The organism is Tianweitania sp., from assembly GCF_032053605.1.
Lineage (GTDB): Bacteria > Pseudomonadota > Alphaproteobacteria > Rhizobiales > Rhizobiaceae > Tianweitania.
In genome coordinates, this window is the sequence record NZ_DAMBUH010000003.1 from 33164 (window position 1) to 48690 (window position 15527).

The 15527-nt window shown below is 60.4% G+C and carries 16 protein-coding genes; 5 read left to right on the forward strand and 11 right to left on the reverse strand.

Annotation, left to right across the window (positions count from 1 at the left end; translation table 11 throughout):
* Positions 1-4: 4 nt before the first annotated feature.
* Positions 5-163 carry a hypothetical protein gene (locus RTX98_RS01435; protein ID WP_312794069.1) on the reverse strand — a complete coding sequence of 53 codons (159 nt, stop codon included), beginning with the start codon at positions 161-163 and terminating at the stop codon, positions 5-7.
* A gap of 169 nt (positions 164-332) precedes the next feature.
* Here RTX98_RS01435 and RTX98_RS01440 point away from each other — a divergent pair, with 169 nt between their 5' ends.
* Positions 333-1034 (forward strand): glutathione S-transferase family protein, encoded by a 702-nt coding sequence (locus RTX98_RS01440; protein WP_312794070.1) that lies wholly within the window; start codon positions 333-335, stop codon positions 1032-1034.
* Positions 1035-1069: 35 nt separating this feature from the next.
* Here the strand turns inward: RTX98_RS01440 and RTX98_RS01445 are convergent, their stop codons facing one another.
* Positions 1070-1414 (reverse strand): DUF2147 domain-containing protein, encoded by a 345-nt coding sequence (locus tag RTX98_RS01445; protein ID WP_312794071.1) that lies wholly within the window; start codon positions 1412-1414, stop codon positions 1070-1072.
* Positions 1415-1771: 357 nt separating this feature from the next.
* On the opposite strand from RTX98_RS01445, the gene RTX98_RS01450 reads away from it, so the two are divergent.
* Complete coding sequence (locus RTX98_RS01450; protein WP_189501377.1) at positions 1772-2038, forward strand: sel1 repeat family protein; 267 nt, start codon at positions 1772-1774, stop codon at positions 2036-2038.
* 68 nt (positions 2039-2106) lie between these two features.
* Here the strand turns inward: RTX98_RS01450 and RTX98_RS01455 are convergent, their stop codons facing one another.
* From RTX98_RS01455 to RTX98_RS01480, 6 genes are all read right to left on the reverse strand, one after another.
* Positions 2107-2637: a hypothetical protein gene (locus RTX98_RS01455; RefSeq protein WP_312794073.1), complete on the reverse strand. Its 531-nt coding sequence runs from the start codon at positions 2635-2637 to the stop codon at positions 2107-2109.
* A gap of 70 nt (positions 2638-2707) precedes the next feature.
* Positions 2708-3325 carry a YitT family protein gene (locus tag RTX98_RS01460; protein ID WP_312794074.1) on the reverse strand — a complete coding sequence of 206 codons (618 nt, stop codon included), beginning with the start codon at positions 3323-3325 and terminating at the stop codon, positions 2708-2710.
* Between the two features lie 44 nt (positions 3326-3369).
* The gene (locus RTX98_RS01465) at positions 3370-5331 is read right to left on the reverse strand and encodes an acetyl/propionyl/methylcrotonyl-CoA carboxylase subunit alpha (RefSeq protein ID WP_312794076.1); all 1962 of its coding nucleotides are present in this window, start codon (positions 5329-5331) and stop codon (positions 3370-3372) included.
* A 10-nt stretch (positions 5332-5341) separates the two neighbouring features.
* Positions 5342-6949, reverse strand: coding sequence for a carboxyl transferase domain-containing protein (locus tag RTX98_RS01470; RefSeq protein WP_312794077.1), 1608 nt, complete (start codon positions 6947-6949; stop codon positions 5342-5344).
* Positions 6950-6953: 4 nt separating this feature from the next.
* A complete protein-coding gene (locus RTX98_RS01475) occupies positions 6954-8114 on the reverse strand; it encodes an isovaleryl-CoA dehydrogenase (RefSeq protein WP_312794078.1) in 1161 nt (386 codons plus the stop codon).
* Between the two features lie 14 nt (positions 8115-8128).
* Entirely contained in the window at positions 8129-8740 is a 612-nt protein-coding gene (locus RTX98_RS01480) for a TetR/AcrR family transcriptional regulator (RefSeq protein ID WP_312794079.1), read from the reverse strand.
* A gap of 168 nt (positions 8741-8908) precedes the next feature.
* Here RTX98_RS01480 and RTX98_RS01485 point away from each other — a divergent pair, with 168 nt between their 5' ends.
* Positions 8909-10138, forward strand: a complete 1230-nt coding sequence (locus RTX98_RS01485) for an OmpP1/FadL family transporter (protein ID WP_312794080.1) — start codon at positions 8909-8911, stop codon at positions 10136-10138.
* 7 nt (positions 10139-10145) lie between these two features.
* Here RTX98_RS01485 and RTX98_RS01490 read toward each other — a convergent pair whose 3' ends face one another.
* The 3 genes from RTX98_RS01490 to RTX98_RS01500 all read right to left on the reverse strand — a co-directional run bounded on the left by RTX98_RS01490 (position 10146) and on the right by RTX98_RS01500 (position 13604).
* Complete coding sequence (locus tag RTX98_RS01490) at positions 10146-11252, reverse strand: pyridoxal phosphate-dependent aminotransferase (RefSeq protein ID WP_312794081.1); 1107 nt, start codon at positions 11250-11252, stop codon at positions 10146-10148.
* Between the two features lie 88 nt (positions 11253-11340).
* On the reverse strand, positions 11341-12327 hold the full coding sequence (locus RTX98_RS01495; RefSeq protein ID WP_312794082.1) for a porin: 987 nt from the start codon (positions 12325-12327) through the stop codon (positions 11341-11343).
* A 290-nt stretch (positions 12328-12617) separates the two neighbouring features.
* Complete coding sequence (locus RTX98_RS01500; protein WP_312794083.1) at positions 12618-13604, reverse strand: porin; 987 nt, start codon at positions 13602-13604, stop codon at positions 12618-12620.
* Between the two features lie 462 nt (positions 13605-14066).
* Between RTX98_RS01500 and RTX98_RS01505 the strand changes: the two genes are divergently transcribed.
* On the forward strand, positions 14067-14588 hold the full coding sequence (locus RTX98_RS01505) for a (2Fe-2S)-binding protein (protein ID WP_312794084.1): 522 nt from the start codon (positions 14067-14069) through the stop codon (positions 14586-14588).
* A partial coding sequence (locus tag RTX98_RS01510; RefSeq protein ID WP_312794085.1) for a xanthine dehydrogenase family protein subunit M occupies positions 14585-15527 on the forward strand: 943 nt, incomplete at its 3' end. The genes RTX98_RS01505 and RTX98_RS01510, both read left to right, overlap by 4 nt.

Here is a 15527-nt window from a genome sequence, read left to right on the forward strand (position 1 = left end):
TTGGTTACTGCTTGTCCCAATGGCAGGCGTAATCGTTGAACCATGTGCAGGAAATGCTGCCGTCACTGGTCCGCCCTCGCGTTGTTTCCGCCACCACGACGGACAGCATCATGCCGAAAAGCATGGTCATAAAACAAACAATGGCGAAGCGGCGTGCGAGCATGGCGGCGGTCCTCCGAAGGTGTTGAGCCAACTATGAAGCCGTCGCGCTGAATCCTCCCTGAGACTGCCGTTCATCCTGCGTTCAACAAAATTGAGCCGCAATTAACCATGCCCCGCTCGATTGTTGCCGGTATTGCGCCCATATCTCTGCGACTTGAAGGAGAGGTATCATGCCCGAACAAACCAAGCCGATCGAACTTCATTACTGGCCGACGCCCAATGGCTGGAAAGTCTCCATCATGCTGGAAGAGCTCGGCATCCCTTATGATTTGAAGCTCGTGAACATCGGCAAGGGCGAACAGTTCGAGCCGTCTTTCCTCGCGATCTCCCCAAACAACCGCATGCCGGCGATCGTGGACCCGGAAGGCCCGGACGGGCAGCCGATCTCGGTCTTCGAGTCCGGCGCGATCCTGCAATATCTCGGCCGGAAGTTCGGCAAGTTCTATCCCACCGACGAGCGGCAACGCGTCGAGGTCGATCAGTGGCTGTTCTGGCAGATGGGCGGTCTTGGGCCCATGGCCGGTCAGGCTCACCACTTCCGGCAGTATGCGCCGGAAAGGATCGAATATGGCATCAACCGCTACACCAACGAGGTGAACCGGCTTTATGGCGTCATGAACAAGCGCCTGGCCGATCGCGACTATTTGGCAGGCGAATACTCAATCGCCGATATGGCCTGCGTCGGCTGGATCAAGCCGCACAAAAACCAGGGCCAGGATCTCAACGACTTTCCGAACCTCAAGCGCTGGTATGAAGCCGTAAATGCGCGTCCTGCTGTCGAGCGTGGCCTGGCTGTCGCCAACGAAGCCCGCTCGAACCTTGCCGATGACAAGGACGCGCAGAAGGTCCTGTTCGGCCAGAAGGCGCGCTGACGCTTTAAAGGCGGCAGCGCTAGGCGTTGCCGCCTTTACAGCCGCGTCCAGTTCTGGCCGCGGCAGATCAGCCCGCCCAGCACGCAGCCCTTCATTGATAGAGCGTTGCCGGACAGGCTCGCCTTGCCGGAATAGGTCTTGTCGTTGGCGGGATCGGTGACATCGCCGGAATAGCGGTTATCGCCATCGGCATTCATGCGGCCGATCTGCTTGCCCTTATGCGCGCCGCTGCGCAGCGTGATGCAGAAAGCCTTTCCGCAGGGCGCGATCTCGGCTGTTGCGCCACTATCGGTCTTCCACCTGCCTTCGATATCGTCGGCAAACGCCATGCCTGATGTGGCAAGCAGCCCTGCAAGCGCAAACATGATCGAACGCTTCATTCTTTCCTCCCCAGCGGCTTCCTCAAAGGTGCTGTTCCCGGAGCTTAGAACAGAAAGCCAGCTGCGTGGAAGACGGCTTCTTTGATGCGAAAGGTTCGCGCCGACCGATATGCTTCCCGAAATCGCGGTTAGCAAAGCGTGACTTCGTAGCCGACAGTTTTTGTCGATATTTCTTCGACTTTCCCGCGCGCCTGCGGTTCTCATCCTTAAGAATGAGTCACCTTTACTTCTTGTTTTATGTTTGTTTTCCAGGAGTTAAGCACATGGCTTAACAGCGGATTCAAGGAAGAAGCGCATTCTCTAGGCATCAGAAGAGACCGGAAAACAAGGTCTCAGGGGCTAACAGGGATCGAGATAATGGCACGCTTTGAAATCCTGGACGATCAGGCATCTTCGATGGGTACGACCACCCACGCCGACATCCTCTTCGACCTCGGCTTGATGTACGCAACCGGCCGCGACTGCGCCGTCGATCTGGTTGCTGCGCATAAGTGGTTCAACATCGCCGCCATCAAGGGCTGCGAACGTGCCGGAAGCATGCGGGCGGAAGTGTCGGCCAGCATGAACAAGGCCGATCTCGCCAAGGCGCTCCGGCAGGCACGCGACTGGATGACGGTTCACTAAAAACAATGGGGAGCGGCGCACGATGCACCGCTCCCCGTAATTAAGACGATCGGGGTCAGACGCGATCCTCAGAGATCGGCGCTGTCCTCGTCATTCGTTCCTGTATTGCCAGTGAGCTTGTCGAGCAGGTCGTTCACGATATCGGCGCAAGCCTTCATCGGCTCGTTGGAAGCGCATCGAACATCTAGTTCCACGCCGCCATCTTCCTTCGTGGTCAGGCGGAAATGCGCACCGTCATCGCCTCGGCTGTGGCGCGGACCACGGTCGCCACCACGCCAATGATGTCCGCGCGGACGGTCTCGATCCCAATGATGGTGACCCGGGCCTCGGCGCGCTTCATCCTGCCTATCAGCGGAATCGCGCTCGTCCTGATCCATAGTGTCCGTCTGGTCTTCCATCCCGCTTGAGGATTGAAGGTCCTGATCGTCACCTTGCGCGCCCGTCTTGTTTCCGGGTGTCAGTTCGGGCGGCGTCGGGGGCGTCTGGTTCGGCGCAGTCTGAGCCGGTGCAGCCGGAGGCGGGTTGGTGGTTGCTTCCTGGGCAAAGGCCGAGCCGGCCAGCAGAGTGAGCGCGGTTGCTGAGACAATCAGGCGGTTCATGGGGCAGATCTCCTTGGTTTCGATCTGCCTGCCCAACCATCGGGACTCCCGATGGTTCCTGCTCCCGTCTTCAACTCATGCCGACATAGCGGCCGGGGCGATGGTTGATCGCCAAAATCATGTTGAACATGACGGCACCGATCACCGACAGCACGACTTGCGGCCAGGTCAACACGGAAAGCGCAATCAGCAGAATGACGAGATCTACGCCGAGCTGGAAATAACCCGCGCGGATGTTGTAGCGGTCCTGCAGGTAGAGCGCCAGTATCGAGAAACCGCCTAGACCCGTTCGGTGCCGCGCAAGGATCAGCAGGCCCATGCCCTGCAAACCGCCGCCGACAAAGGCCGCGAAAAGCGGGTCGAGATGCGAAAAGGTGATGAACATCGGAAAGATCCGGCTCATCACGGACACCAGCATCACGGCAACAAAGGTGCGTATCGCAAAGCCCCAGCCCATGCGCGCAACCGCAAAGGCATAGAAGGGCAGGTTGGTCACGAAGAAGATCAGGCCGAAGCCGTAACCCGTCATGTACTGCAGCAACAGCGCAAGGCCGGCCGCACCGCCGGTTGCCAGCCGGGTTTCGGTGTAGAAGGTCAACCCGAGCGCGGCAAAGCCGGTGCCGATCAGAAGTGCGAGCACATCCTCATAGAACCGGTGGCGGCTGGGAGTGGCTTCGCTGATCGACATGGCTGAACGCTATTGAACGGGCGCAAACGCGACAAGACTCACGCTCACGCTGTCCCCGCTTCTTCAAAGGTCACGAGCACCGTGCGGTCCTCGACCTGCTCGCCTTGTTGCACGATCGAAGCGACGATGGCGTCGGCGGGTGCGGTGATCGTGTGCTCCATCTTCATGGCCTCGAGCACCAGCAGCGGCTGGTCTTTGCTGACGTGATCGCCTGCTTTGGCCCGAACAAGCTTCACCAGACCCGGCATCGGCGCTCGCAGGCCGCCAGACGCGGCACCGCTTTCAGACGCCTGTTCCAGCGGATCAAGCGAGGCAAAGTTGAAACCCATCGCACCCTCGAACACCGTGAGGTGACCGGGCCAGCGAACGACGTCCTGAACGCTCTTGGCGGGCAAGGTAACCGGCCCGTTTCCGTCGCCGAGCACAACTCCCCAGCGATCGCCTTCAAGCGCCGTTACCGCAGCCTCAACCGATGCATGATCTTCGCCGATCTTGACCTGGCGCTGCACGGGGTTGAAGTGCGCATAGCCGCCTAGAGCCGCCCACGGGTCGGTTGAGCCGCCAGCAGGCGAAATTCCCGCCGCTGCGAGAATGGCCTTGGCTTTGGCCGTCTCAGAAGGCGCCGGCAGTGCCGTCAGCGTTTCCGCCTTGCGCTCGATCAGTCCCGTATCGACCCGGCCTGCCGCGAAATCAGGATCGAGGGCGAGTTCGCGCAGGAAGACGGTGTTGGTCACCGATCCGGCGATCTGCGTCTCGTTCACCGCTTCCGCCAGAGCATCCAGCGCGGCAGTACGATCCGGGCCATGCGTCACCAGCTTGGCGATCATCGGATCGTAGAAGGGCGAGATTGCATCTCCAGCGCGTACGCCGGTCTCCACGCGCAGCTCTGGACCCGCTGCCGGGAAGGCGAGGTGGTGCAGCGTGCCGGTGGCCGGCAGAAAGCCCTTGGCCGCATCCTCGGCATAAACCCGTGCTTCAAAGGCGTGGCCGGACAGCGTGATCTGATCTTGCGTTCTCGGAATCGCCTCACCAGCCGCGACGCGCAGCTGCCACTCCACGAGGTCGATGCCCGTCACCATCTCGGTTACGGGATGCTCAACCTGCAGCCGCGTGTTCATTTCCATGAACCAGAAGCGGTCAGGATGCAGACCGTTGGCGCCGTCGACGATGAACTCGATGGTGCCAGCACCCGAATAGCTGATCGCCTGCGCCGCCTTCACCGCCGCATCGGTCATCGCCTTGCGCATTTCAGGCGTCATGCCGGGAGCAGGCGCTTCCTCGATCACCTTCTGGTGGCGACGCTGCGCCGAGCAATCTCGTTCGAACAGATGTACGACGTTGCCGTGATTGTCGCCAAACACCTGCACCTCGATGTGGCGCGGTGACAGGATGTACTTTTCGACCAGCACCCGGTCATCGCCGAACGCCGCCTTTGCTTCGCGCCGTGCACTGGCCAGCGCTTCGGGGAAGGCGTCGGGATCATCGACACGCCGCATGCCCTTGCCGCCGCCGCCGGCGCGCGCCTTGATGAGCACGGGATAGCCGATCTCGCGCGCCTTGGAGGCCAACACGACGATCTCCTGAGCCTCGCCATGATAGCCCGGCACGACCGGCACGCCGGCCTTCTCCATCAGCCGCTTGGCCGCGTCCTTCAGGCCCATCGCACGGATCGAGTCGGCGGAGGGTCCGATGAAGGTGACGCCAGCGGCCGTCACCTCATCCACGAAGTCGGGATTTTCCGACAGAAAACCATAGCCGGGATGAACGGCTTCAGCGCCGGTGGCTTGCGCTGCGGCAATGATCTTGTCGCCGCGCAGATAGCTTTCGCCAACAGGCGAGGGGCCGATATGCACGGCCTCGTCCGCCATTTCGACATGCAGGGCGCGTGCATCCGCATCCGAATAAACGGCCACTGTGCGGATACCCATTCGGCGCGCTGTGCGGATAACGCGACACGCGATCTCGCCGCGATTGGCGATCAGGATCTTGCTAAAAAGCCTGGACATTTCGCTCACCTCACATCCGGAACAGGCCGAACTTGGTGTCCGGGATCGGCGCGTTGAGTGTTGTTGCAAGGCTCAGCGCCAGCACATCGCGCGTCTTGGCCGGGTCAATGATGCCGTCGTCCCAAAGCCGCGCCGAGGAATAAAGCGGGTGGCCTTCGCGCTCGTATTTGTCGAGGATGGGCTGGCGGAAGGCCGCTTCCTCTTCCGCGCTCCAGGTGCCGCCACGCCGCTCGATGCCTTCGCGCTTCACGATGGACAACACCGTCGCCGCCTGTTCGCCGCCCATCACCGAAATGCGGGCGTTCGGCCACATCCACAGGAAGCGCGGTGAATAAGCGCGCCCGCACATGCCATAATTGCCGGCGCCGAAGGAACCGCCGATGATGACGGTGAGCTTGGGCACCTGTGCCGTGGCAACTGCCGTGACCAGCTTGGCGCCGTCCTTTGCAATACCGCCCGCTTCATATTTCCGGCCCACCATGAAGCCGGTGATATTCTGCAGGAACACAAGCGGGATCTTGCGCTGACAGCAAAGCTCGATGAAGTGCGCACCCTTTTGTGCGCTTTCGGAAAACAGCACACCGTTATTAGCGAGGATCCCAACCGGCATTCCGTGGATATGGGCGAAGCCGGTGACAAGCGTCGTGCCATAGTTCTGCTTGAACTCATCAAGCTCGGATCCATCCACGATCCGGGCAATCACCTCGCGCACATCATAGGGCTGGCGCGTGTCTTCCGGCACGATGCCGTAGATCTCGTCTGCTGGTCGAAGCGGCTGATTCACTTGGCGAAGCTTCAGCGGCATGTCCCGCTTTCGATTGAGGTTTCTGACGATCCGCCGAAGCTGAGCCAGGGCATGGTCGTCGTTCAGCGCATAATGATCCGCCACGCCCGACAAACGCGTATGCGTATCGGCACCGCCCAGATCTTCCGCCGACACCACTTCGCCGGTCGCGGCCTTCACCAAGGGAGGACCGCCGAGGAAGATGGTCGCCTGGTTCTTCACCATGATGGCTTCGTCGGACATCGCCGGCACGTAAGCGCCACCCGCCGTACACGACCCCATGACGCAAGCGAGCTGCGGAATTCCGGTCGCGCTCATGTTCGCCTGGTTGAAGAAGATCCGGCCGAAATGCTCTCGATCCGGGAAAACTTCGTCCTGATTTGGGAGATTTGCCCCCCCTGAGTCCACTAAATACAGGCAAGGAAGCCCGTTTTCTTCCGCAATTTCCTGTGCTCGCAGATGCTTTTTGATGGTCATCGGGTAGTAGGTGCCGCCCTTCACCGTCGCATCATTGACGACGATCATGCAGGGCGTCCCCTCCACCATGCCGACTCCGGCGATCATCCCGGCCGAGGCAATATCGCCGCCATACATGTCCCAGGCCGCGAACTGCCCGATCTCCAGGAAAGGCGAGCCGGCGTCGAGCAGCTGCGCCAGACGCTGACGAGGCAGGAGCTTGCCGCGGGCGGTATGGCGCTGCCGCGCTTCTTCTGGCCCGCCTTGCTCGATGATGGCGGCCTTGTCCTTCATCTCCGCCACTAGCGCCCGCATGCGGGCAGCGTTTGTCTTGAAGCTTTCGGAGGAGAGGGAAATCTGCGTCTGGATCACGGGCATCGGATCAGCCTTCTTCCATCATCTCGCGGCCGATCAGCCAGCGGCGGATTTCGCTGGTGCCGGCGCCAATCTCATAAAGCTTGGCGTCGCGTAAAAGGCGGCCGGTCGGATAGTCGTTGATGTAGCCGTTGCCTCCAAGAAGCTGGATCGCATCCAGCGCGCATTGCGTTGCCTTTTCAGCGGCATAAAGGATGCAGCCGGCGGAATCCTTGCGCGATGTTTTGCCCTCATCGCAGGCACGCGCGACGGCATAAACGTAAGCGCGGCAGGCGTTCAGCGTGGTGTAAAGGTTGGCGAGCTTGCCTTGCACCAGCTGAAACGCGCCGATCGGCTGGCCGAACTGCTTGCGCTCCTGAACATAAGGCACGACGGTATCCAGGCAGGCGGCCATGATGCCCAGCGGCCCGCCGGATAGCACCACGCGCTCGTAATCGAGGCCGGACATCAGTACTTCGACGCCACGTCCTTCTTCGCCGAGCACGTTGTCGTAGGGCACTTCGACATCTTCGAAGACCAGCTCGCCGGTGTTGGAACCGCGCATGCCGAGCTTGTCGAGCTTCTGCGCAATGGAGAAACCGGCCATCGACTTCTCGATCAGAAAAGCCGTGATGCCGCGAGACTTCCGCTCGGGATCGGTCTTGGCATAGACCACAAGCGTTTCGGCGTCGGGACCATTGGTGATCCACATCTTGGTGCCGTTGAGCACGAAGCGGTCGTTGCGCTTTTCGGCGCGCAGCTTCATCGAAACCACATCCGAGCCCGAGCCGCTTTCCGACATTGCGAGCGCGCCGACATGCTGGCCGGAACAGAGCTTCGGCAGGTATTTCGCCTTCTGCTCGGCCGTGCCCCAGCGATTGATCTGGTTGACGCAAAGGTTGGAATGCGCGCCATAGGACAGGCCGACCGAAGCGGAAGCGCGGCTGATTTCCTCTATCGCCACGACATGAGCGACATAGCCCAGCCCAGAGCCGCCGTAATCGGGATCAGCGGTCATGCCGAGGAGGCCGAGCTCACCCATCTCTTTCCATAGCGGCGCAGGGAACTCGTTCTCGCGGTCGATCGCCGCCGCCTGTGGTGCGATCCGATCCTGCGCGAAGCGGCGCACCGTATCGCGAAGAGCCTCAACGTCTTCGCCAAGGCCGAAGTCCATGCTGGTCGTATACATGCTGCCTCCCGGGTTCAGTCTGTATGATCGTGTGCGGCGCCGACAAGGCGCAGGGTCATGATGTGGTAATGGGCAATTAGCTGGTCGACGGACAAACGGTCCTGCGGCCGGTACCAGACAATAACGCCCGTGATCATCTGAATGATCGCCATTGTGGTGAGCGCCGTGTCCTCGATTGCAAACAAGCCGGCATCGGCCCCCCTCTGAAGGATAGCGCGTAGCTCAGCTTCATAACGGGCGCGTAAGCCCAGAATGGGTGTCAGCTGCTCCGCTGACAGGCTGCGAAGCTCGAGATTGCTGACATGCGTGGTTTCGCGCCGCTGGAGATGAAAGCGAATGTGATGTTCCACGAAAGCCGCCAGACGAGCATCTGGCTGGTCTGCATGCGCTTTCGCGTTATCGTCCCAGGAAGACAGAAGCTCTTCCATGTGGCGGGACATCAGCTTGAAGAGCAGGTCCTGCTTGGTCGGGAAATAGCGGTATAAGGCTGCCGCCTGAACGCCGACCTCGCTTGCAAGTTGGCGCATGGTGACCGCTTCGAAGCCGTGGCGCGCAACGAGACCGGCGGCCGCCATGCGAATAGCCGCTTCCGTTTTCCCCCCGTCTGACCCGATCGTTCGCGCCATCACTCCTCCTACCCCAAGGAATAAAACGATCGTTCATTTAATTCAAGCGTAATGCGTGTGGCGCCGATGTTCCTGCCGGCTACAAAGATTAGCGTAGCGTTGTATTCTTGCACTTCTTTGATCGTGAGGAGCTTGTTACGGTCGAATCAATCACTTGGGGAGGGGCTTATGACGACACGCGCCGTGGCAACTTTGGTGTCAGCCGGTATCGCATCCATTCTGCTCGCTTCGCCTTCGCAGGCGGGCGGCTTCAATCGCGGCATCGCGAACCTTGATCCGCTTTATTACACGACCGGCTTCGGCCTCACGAGTTCGGTAACCTACGTTTCGCCTGCGCGATCGTTCTCGAGCGTGTCGGGAGCGCGCATCGTTGGCGGCCGTCCTGGGCTTTATACGCAGGGTGAAACCGACATCGTCGAGGATTTCACCGTTCCGTCCGTGACCGTCGGCGGCCGCATCATCGGCGATCTGAGCTGCGCCGGTTCCTACACGCAGCCTTACGGCGTGGAAGCGAATTACGATGGCGCGATCCGCTTCAACATCGCGCAGCAGAAGCTCGACACAGATGAATATGGCCTGACCTGCGGCTACGGCTTCGACCTGTCCAAAGGTCGCCTGCTGCTGATCGGCGGCGTGTTCTATGAAACGGTCGATTTTACTCAGGCACGCGACTTTTCGCTGGCCTTCGGCACGGTCGGCGAAAGCCGCATCAAGGTTGAATCGGAAGATGTCGGCTATCGCCTGGGCGTTGGCTACGAGATCCCGGAAATCGCGCTGAAAGCTCAGCTGCTGTACCGTTCCGAAACGCATCACGATGCGACCGGCGAATACACCAACACGCCCTTTGCGACGCTCGCCATGCTGACCGGCCTCTCGCGGGCTCAGGCAGCGGCCATCTATGGCAACGCACAAACGGCTTCCGCCAGCACCTCAGCAACCCTGCCGCAAAACCTCGAACTCAGCCTGCAGTCCGGCTTCGCACCAGGCTGGCTGGCCTTCGGTTCGGTGAAGTGGACCGACTGGAGCGTGTTGCAACGGATCGAACTGGTTGAAGGTATCGCAGGCCAGACCTTCTCTTCCACGAACTTTTACTTCGAGGACGGCTGGACGGTGACCGGCGGCGTTGGGCACAAGTTCAACGATAAGCTGGGCGCTTCCTTGTCCGTAACCTGGGACAAGGGCGTTTCCACCGGTTGGGATACGCTCACCGATACCTGGAGCTTCGGCGGCGGCGTTGCCTACGACTTCACGGACAAGTTCCAACTGCGCGCTGGCGGCGCGGCGATCTACTTCACCGACGGTGACAAGGACAAGATCGCCAATGCGCTCGATTACACCGCGACCTCCGACAACGAGTGGGGCTATGCGTTGTCGCTCAGCGGCTCGCTGAAGTTCTAAGGTGGATCTAAGCTTTGCCGGCGGCTTCCAGCGCAGCCGGCAAAGCCTGCGCAAACATGTCGATCTCCGCATCGGGGCCGCAGCTGACGCGAATGTAGTGATCAAGACCCGGAGTCATCGGCTTGCGCACGAAGATGTCGCGTCGGCCGAGTTCCTGCAGAACGCGCAAGGCATAAGCGCCATCAGACCCGCAGTCGATCGCCACGAAGTTGGTAGCCGAGGGCAGGGCGGAAAGACCGTTCTCTTCAGCGATGCGGGTCAATCGCTCGCGGCAGCGCTCCACCTTTTTCACCGTTTCCGCCAGATGCGCTTGGTCTTCAAGCGCAGCCAACGCTGCGACCTGCGTCATGCGTGACATGCCGAAGTGGTTGCGTACTTTATCGAAGGCGCGGATCACTTCCGCCTCGCCGATGGCATAGCCGCAGCGCATGCCGGCCAGGCCGTAAGCCTTGGAGAAGGTGCGCATGCGCAGCATGTTCGGCCGGATAAGGTCGATCGGCGGTAGCGTGCCGGCCGGCGCGAACTCGCCATAGGCTTCGTCGAGGATGAGCATGACATCATCCGGTACGCCTTCAATCATGCGGACGACGTCCTCGGCCGGCCAGCAGGTGCTCATCGGATTGTCGGGGTTGGCGAAATACACCATTGCCGGCTTGATCTTCAGCACGGCGGCCAGAAGGGCTTCGGGATCTTCGTGGTTGCCCTTGTAAGGCACCGTATGCAGCTGCGCGCCGAAGCCTGCGACATGGTAGTTGAAGGTGGGATAACCGCCCAGCGAGGTGACCACTGTGGCGCAGGGTTCCACGAAGAGCCGCACCGCTAGCCCGAGCAGGCCGTCAATGCCTTCACCCACCGCGATCTGACTGGGCTCGATGCCGAGATGCTGCGCCAGTGCTTGTGTCAGATCGTAGTTTTCGGGATCGCCATACTTCCACATATCGCCAGCGGCGGCAGCCATGGCCGCAGCCACTTTGGGCGACGCGCCAAAGCCATTTTCATTGGCGCCAAGGCGCGCTCTGAAAGGGCGTCCGTTGTTTCGTTCCTGGGTTTCCGGTCCGACGAACGGCACGGTGGACGGCAACGAGTCGGCAAGCGCAGTGAGATGGGGCGGCATGGCAAAACCTGTCTGACAGTCGATCTGGCTTACCGAGGATTGCCGATCGCCGCAACAAACCTGTCAGCCGATCAAAGGCTTGATCGCTTCAGAACTTGTGCTCGAAACGCAGTACGCCGGACCAGTCTTCCGAGGCCGTGTTGTAGATGACTTCCGGCGTAACGGCCAAACCCTGCACGGGGGTGAGTTCAAGATCGCCGCTGAACTCCCAGGCATCCGTGTCGAAGTATTGCGCGGTGCCTGACAGCGCCACCTTCGGCGTGAGTTCGGCGGACACGCCGATCAGACCGGACCATTCCGTGCGCTCGTAAACCGGATCGAGGATCGTGTAGTCGCCTGTCTCGCCATCCGGGCTGGAATAGAAGCCATGCAGGCCGACATTGAGTTGCGTATTCGGAACCTTGAAGCGAACGGTCGCGCGAGCGCCCCAGGACTTCGCGACACCGTCATAGCCAGCGATGGCGCCAAGGGTGAAGTCGTCGCGCTTGTACCGCGCCCCGGCTTCCGCATTGGTTTCCCAGTCGCTCGACGCCTCATTGTCGATCGCCGCAACGATGGCGGTGAAGCCATTGTTGTTGTCGTAGGTATAGCTGATCTCGCCGCCCTGATTGTAGGCGTAGCGGCCCTCGAACAGGGTAGGGCCGGCCGAGTCGAGGAAGCGGGCATAAGGTGTCTTCGTCAGGCCGACGAGAAAGCCATTCAGCTCGACGTAGCTGTAGAGCAGCCGGCTCGATGTGCCGCCGTCCGCATACCAGTCCATCTCGGCTTCGACATAGCCGGTGAGGGTGCCGAGTTCCGTTTCAGACTTAACCGAAAACGTCGGAGCAAAGCGGGCATAGTTGAAGTAACCGTCTAGGTCATTGCCAGTCGCCGAGACCTCATAGCGGTAGTAGCCGCCGATCTTCAGGCAGGTCTCCGTGCCAGGAAGATAGAAAAACCCTTGGCCGTACAGGTCGCAGATCCGGACATAGGCGACCGGTTCTGCTTCCGGGATGAGAACGACATCGGACGCGCTCGCGATGGAAGCACCGCAGAGACCGGTGATGGCGGTAAGCAGAACAAAACGGATTTTCACGACGCGCCCCTGAAGCAAGATGCCGTAGCGCTACTTTGCTTTCGTTCTTCCCCAAGAACGGTGCAGCAGTTCACCCTAGGTACAGCAACTACATACTGCTTTGTTGCACTACGCAATGCGTCGGATGTTGAAAGCCTGTGAATGGATGATCTTGTCGCAGCCTGGTTGCGGAAAAGGTACGACATGATTGATCTTGGATGTCGCGGCAGGGAAGGCTGGTGCGCAGGCATGAGTCGACAGGCGCGCAGTTTTCCACTGCGCACCTGCCGGTTTTCGGATGTTGAATGATGTCAGAAGTTGCGCTGGAAGCGCAGCACGCCGGACCAATCCTCGGACGCCGTGTTGTAGATGACTTCCGGCGTGATCGCCAAACCGCTTACTGGCGTGAGTTCAAGATCGGCGCTGAACTCCCACTCGTTGGTGTCGAAATACTGCGCGGTTCCTGCCAAGGCGACCTTCGGGTTCAACTCCGCCGAAGCACCGATCAATCCCGACCATTCCGTGCGCTCATCGACGGGATCGAGGATCGTATAAACGCCTTCGTCGCCGTCCGGGCTCGAATAGAAGCCGTAGAGGCCGACATTCAGCACCGTGTTCGGAACCTTGAAGCGCAGCGTCGCCCGGGCCCCCCATGAGTCCGCCACGCCGTCATAGCCGGCAATGGCGCCGAGCGTGAAATCGTCCTTCTCGTATTTGGCACCTGCTTCGCCGTTGGTCTCCCAACTGGTGTTGGCTGTGTTGTCGACGGCCGCGATGATGGCGGTGAAGCCTTTGCCATTGTCGTAGGTGTAGCTGATTTCAGTCGCCTCGTTCGACCCATACCGGCCTTCGAAGAGGGTCGGTCCGGCGAAATCCAGATAGCGGGAGTACGGTGTTTCGGTCTTACCGGCCAGGAGGCCCGCCAGTTCGACATAGGCATAAAGCAGGTTGAAAGAGTTGCCTTCACCTGAGTCCCAGGTGAACTCGGTCTCGGCATAGCTGGTTAGCGTGCCGAATTCGGTTTCCGATTTGACCGTGAAGCTCGGAGCGAAGCGTGCATAGCTGGTATAGCCGTCGAAGTCTTCGCCCGAACTGTTGACCTGGAAGCGGTAATAGCCGCCGACCTTCAGGCAGGTTTCTGTTCCCGGAATGTAAAAGAAGCCTTCGCCGTAGACGTCGCAGACGCGAACATATTCCAGCGGCTCCGGTTCGGCGATCACGACGGCATCGGCAGCAGTGGCGATGTTGGCGACGCACAATGATGCGACGGTTGCGAGCCATACGGCTTTGATAGACATGAGGCGCCCCAAGATAGACATGATGATTGCCTGGGCACCTTCTCGCCGCTCTTCCCCAAGAGCGTCGACGTCGTGAACCGTGGGTGCAAGAACCACATACCTGTTTTTTGTACTGCGCAATATGTCACGACACTTTGAACGCTGCTTGGATCGGATTGTTGAGCATTGTTGCTCGAATGTAACGACGCTGCCATCCGGCGCTGCGCACTGTTTGTCTTTAAGCAAGGTTCAGCATAGCCTTGCATCCTTGATCCAAGCCGCGTCGGGAACCTGTGGGCACTTTGCGGATTAACAGCCAGTAGTCGCGATCTTCGTGTCTGCAACCACGCTATTCACCAATCGACGGGCGCAGCTGGCGCGTGGTCGAGGAACGCAGCCCGCCCTTGAAGCTGGCAACGCCTCGGTCCGCCTCCGGATCTTCCACAGCGAGACGCCCATTTCGCAAGAGATACCGAGGATCGGATGGATCACATCACCGGCTCACAGGATTTATCGGCGGGCACGGACCTGCCGGGCATTCCCATCACGCTTACAATCAACGGCCGGGTTCGCGAGCTGAGCGTTGCGCCTTGGGTGACCCTTTTGGATTTGCTGCGCGAGCGCCTGGATCTGACCGGCACCAAGAAGGGTTGCGATCACGGCCAGTGCGGCGCTTGTACGGTGCTGGTTGACGGCAAGCGCATCAACAGCTGCCTCAAGCTCGCCGTTGCTTATGACGGTGCGGAGATCACCACGATCGAAGGGCTGGCGCAGGGCGAGGCACTGCATCCGCTGCAGCAGGCGTTCATCGACCGCGATGCCTTTCAATGTGGCTACTGTACGCCTGGGCAGATCTGCTCCGGCGTGGGCTTGATGAATGAAGGCCGTGCCAGCACGCGTGACGAGGTCCGTGAACTCATGAGCGGCAACATCTGCCGTTGTGGCGCCTACACCAACATCACCGATGCCGTGATGGACGTGCTGGAGAAGGAGAGCGTGAAATGAACCGCTTCTCTTATCACTGCGCAGGTGACGTTGCCGAAGCGGCCCAGATGGGCGCTGAAGCCGACACACGCTTTCTTGCAGGTGGCACCAATCTGGTTGACCTTATGAAGGCCAATGTTGAGCGCCCGACGCGGCTTGTCGACATTTCGCGTTTGCCGCACAACAAGATCGAGGAGCTGCCGGAAGGTGGCCTGCGTCTTGGCGCGTTGGTGACCAACGCGGACACTGCCTATGATGCGCGTGTGGAAGAGCGCTATCCGTTGCTCAGCTCCGCCATTCTGGCTGGCGCCAGCCCGCAGTTGCGCAACGCTGCTACCAATGGCGGTAATCTCAACCAGCGTACCCGCTGCTATTACTTCTATGACACCGCAACTGCCTGCAACAAGCGCGAGCCGGGCTCAGGCTGCGGCGCAATCAACGGTGTCAACCGCATCCATGCGATCCTGGGCACAAGCGAAGCATGTATCGCCACGCATCCCTCGGATATGTGCGTGGCGCTGGCGGCTCTTGAGGCGGAAGTTCGTGTGGAAGGTCCGGGCGGCGAGCGGGTGATCCCGTTTGCGGAGTATCACCGTCTTCCGGGTGACGAACCGTCCAAGGACAACACCTTGCAGCCTGGCGAGATCGTCACCGCCATCGACCTGCCGGCAGACAGTTTCACCGAGAACTATACCTATCTGAAGCTGCGCGACCGCCTGTCCTATGCCTTCGCACTGGTGTCTGTTGCAGTTGGGCTGACGATGGAAGGCGGCAAGATCACCAAGGCACGCATCGCGCTCGGCGGCGTGGCACACAAGCCCTGGCGCGTTCCGGCCGCGGAAGCGCTGCTTGAAGGGCAGGCACCTTCGCCCGAGCTCTTCGGGCGAGTGGCCGCTGCGCTGCTTCAAGGCGCGGTCGGCCAAGGCACCAATGACTTCAAGATCGACTTGGCACGCCGGG

Bases quoted from the DNA above. Each gene is read 5' to 3' on its own strand.
- RTX98_RS01460 (WP_312794074.1), bottom strand. From the start codon at position 3,325: ATGTCGATCAGCGAAGCCACTCCCAGCCGCCACCGGTTCTATGAGGAT.
- RTX98_RS01470 (WP_312794077.1), bottom strand. From the start codon at position 6,949: ATGCCCGTGATCCAGACGCAGATTTCCCTCTCCTCCGAAAGCTTCAAG.
- RTX98_RS01485 (WP_312794080.1), top strand. From the start codon at position 8,909: ATGACGACACGCGCCGTGGCAACTTTGGTGTCAGCCGGTATCGCATCC.
- RTX98_RS01440 (WP_312794070.1), top strand. From the start codon at position 333: ATGCCCGAACAAACCAAGCCGATCGAACTTCATTACTGGCCGACGCCC.
- RTX98_RS01505 (WP_312794084.1), top strand. From the start codon at position 14,067: ATGGATCACATCACCGGCTCACAGGATTTATCGGCGGGCACGGACCTG.
- RTX98_RS01490 (WP_312794081.1), bottom strand. From the start codon at position 11,252: ATGCCGCCCCATCTCACTGCGCTTGCCGACTCGTTGCCGTCCACCGTG.
- RTX98_RS01435 (WP_312794069.1), bottom strand. From the start codon at position 163: ATGCTCGCACGCCGCTTCGCCATTGTTTGTTTTATGACCATGCTTTTC.
- RTX98_RS01455 (WP_312794073.1), bottom strand. From the start codon at position 2,637: ATGAACCGCCTGATTGTCTCAGCAACCGCGCTCACTCTGCTGGCCGGC.
- RTX98_RS01450 (WP_189501377.1), top strand. From the start codon at position 1,772: ATGGCACGCTTTGAAATCCTGGACGATCAGGCATCTTCGATGGGTACG.
- RTX98_RS01500 (WP_312794083.1), bottom strand. From the start codon at position 13,604: ATGTCTATCAAAGCCGTATGGCTCGCAACCGTCGCATCATTGTGCGTC.
- RTX98_RS01465 (WP_312794076.1), bottom strand. From the start codon at position 5,331: ATGTCCAGGCTTTTTAGCAAGATCCTGATCGCCAATCGCGGCGAGATC.
- RTX98_RS01480 (WP_312794079.1), bottom strand. From the start codon at position 8,740: ATGGCGCGAACGATCGGGTCAGACGGGGGGAAAACGGAAGCGGCTATT.
- RTX98_RS01445 (WP_312794071.1), bottom strand. From the start codon at position 1,414: ATGAAGCGTTCGATCATGTTTGCGCTTGCAGGGCTGCTTGCCACATCA.
- RTX98_RS01475 (WP_312794078.1), bottom strand. From the start codon at position 8,114: ATGTATACGACCAGCATGGACTTCGGCCTTGGCGAAGACGTTGAGGCT.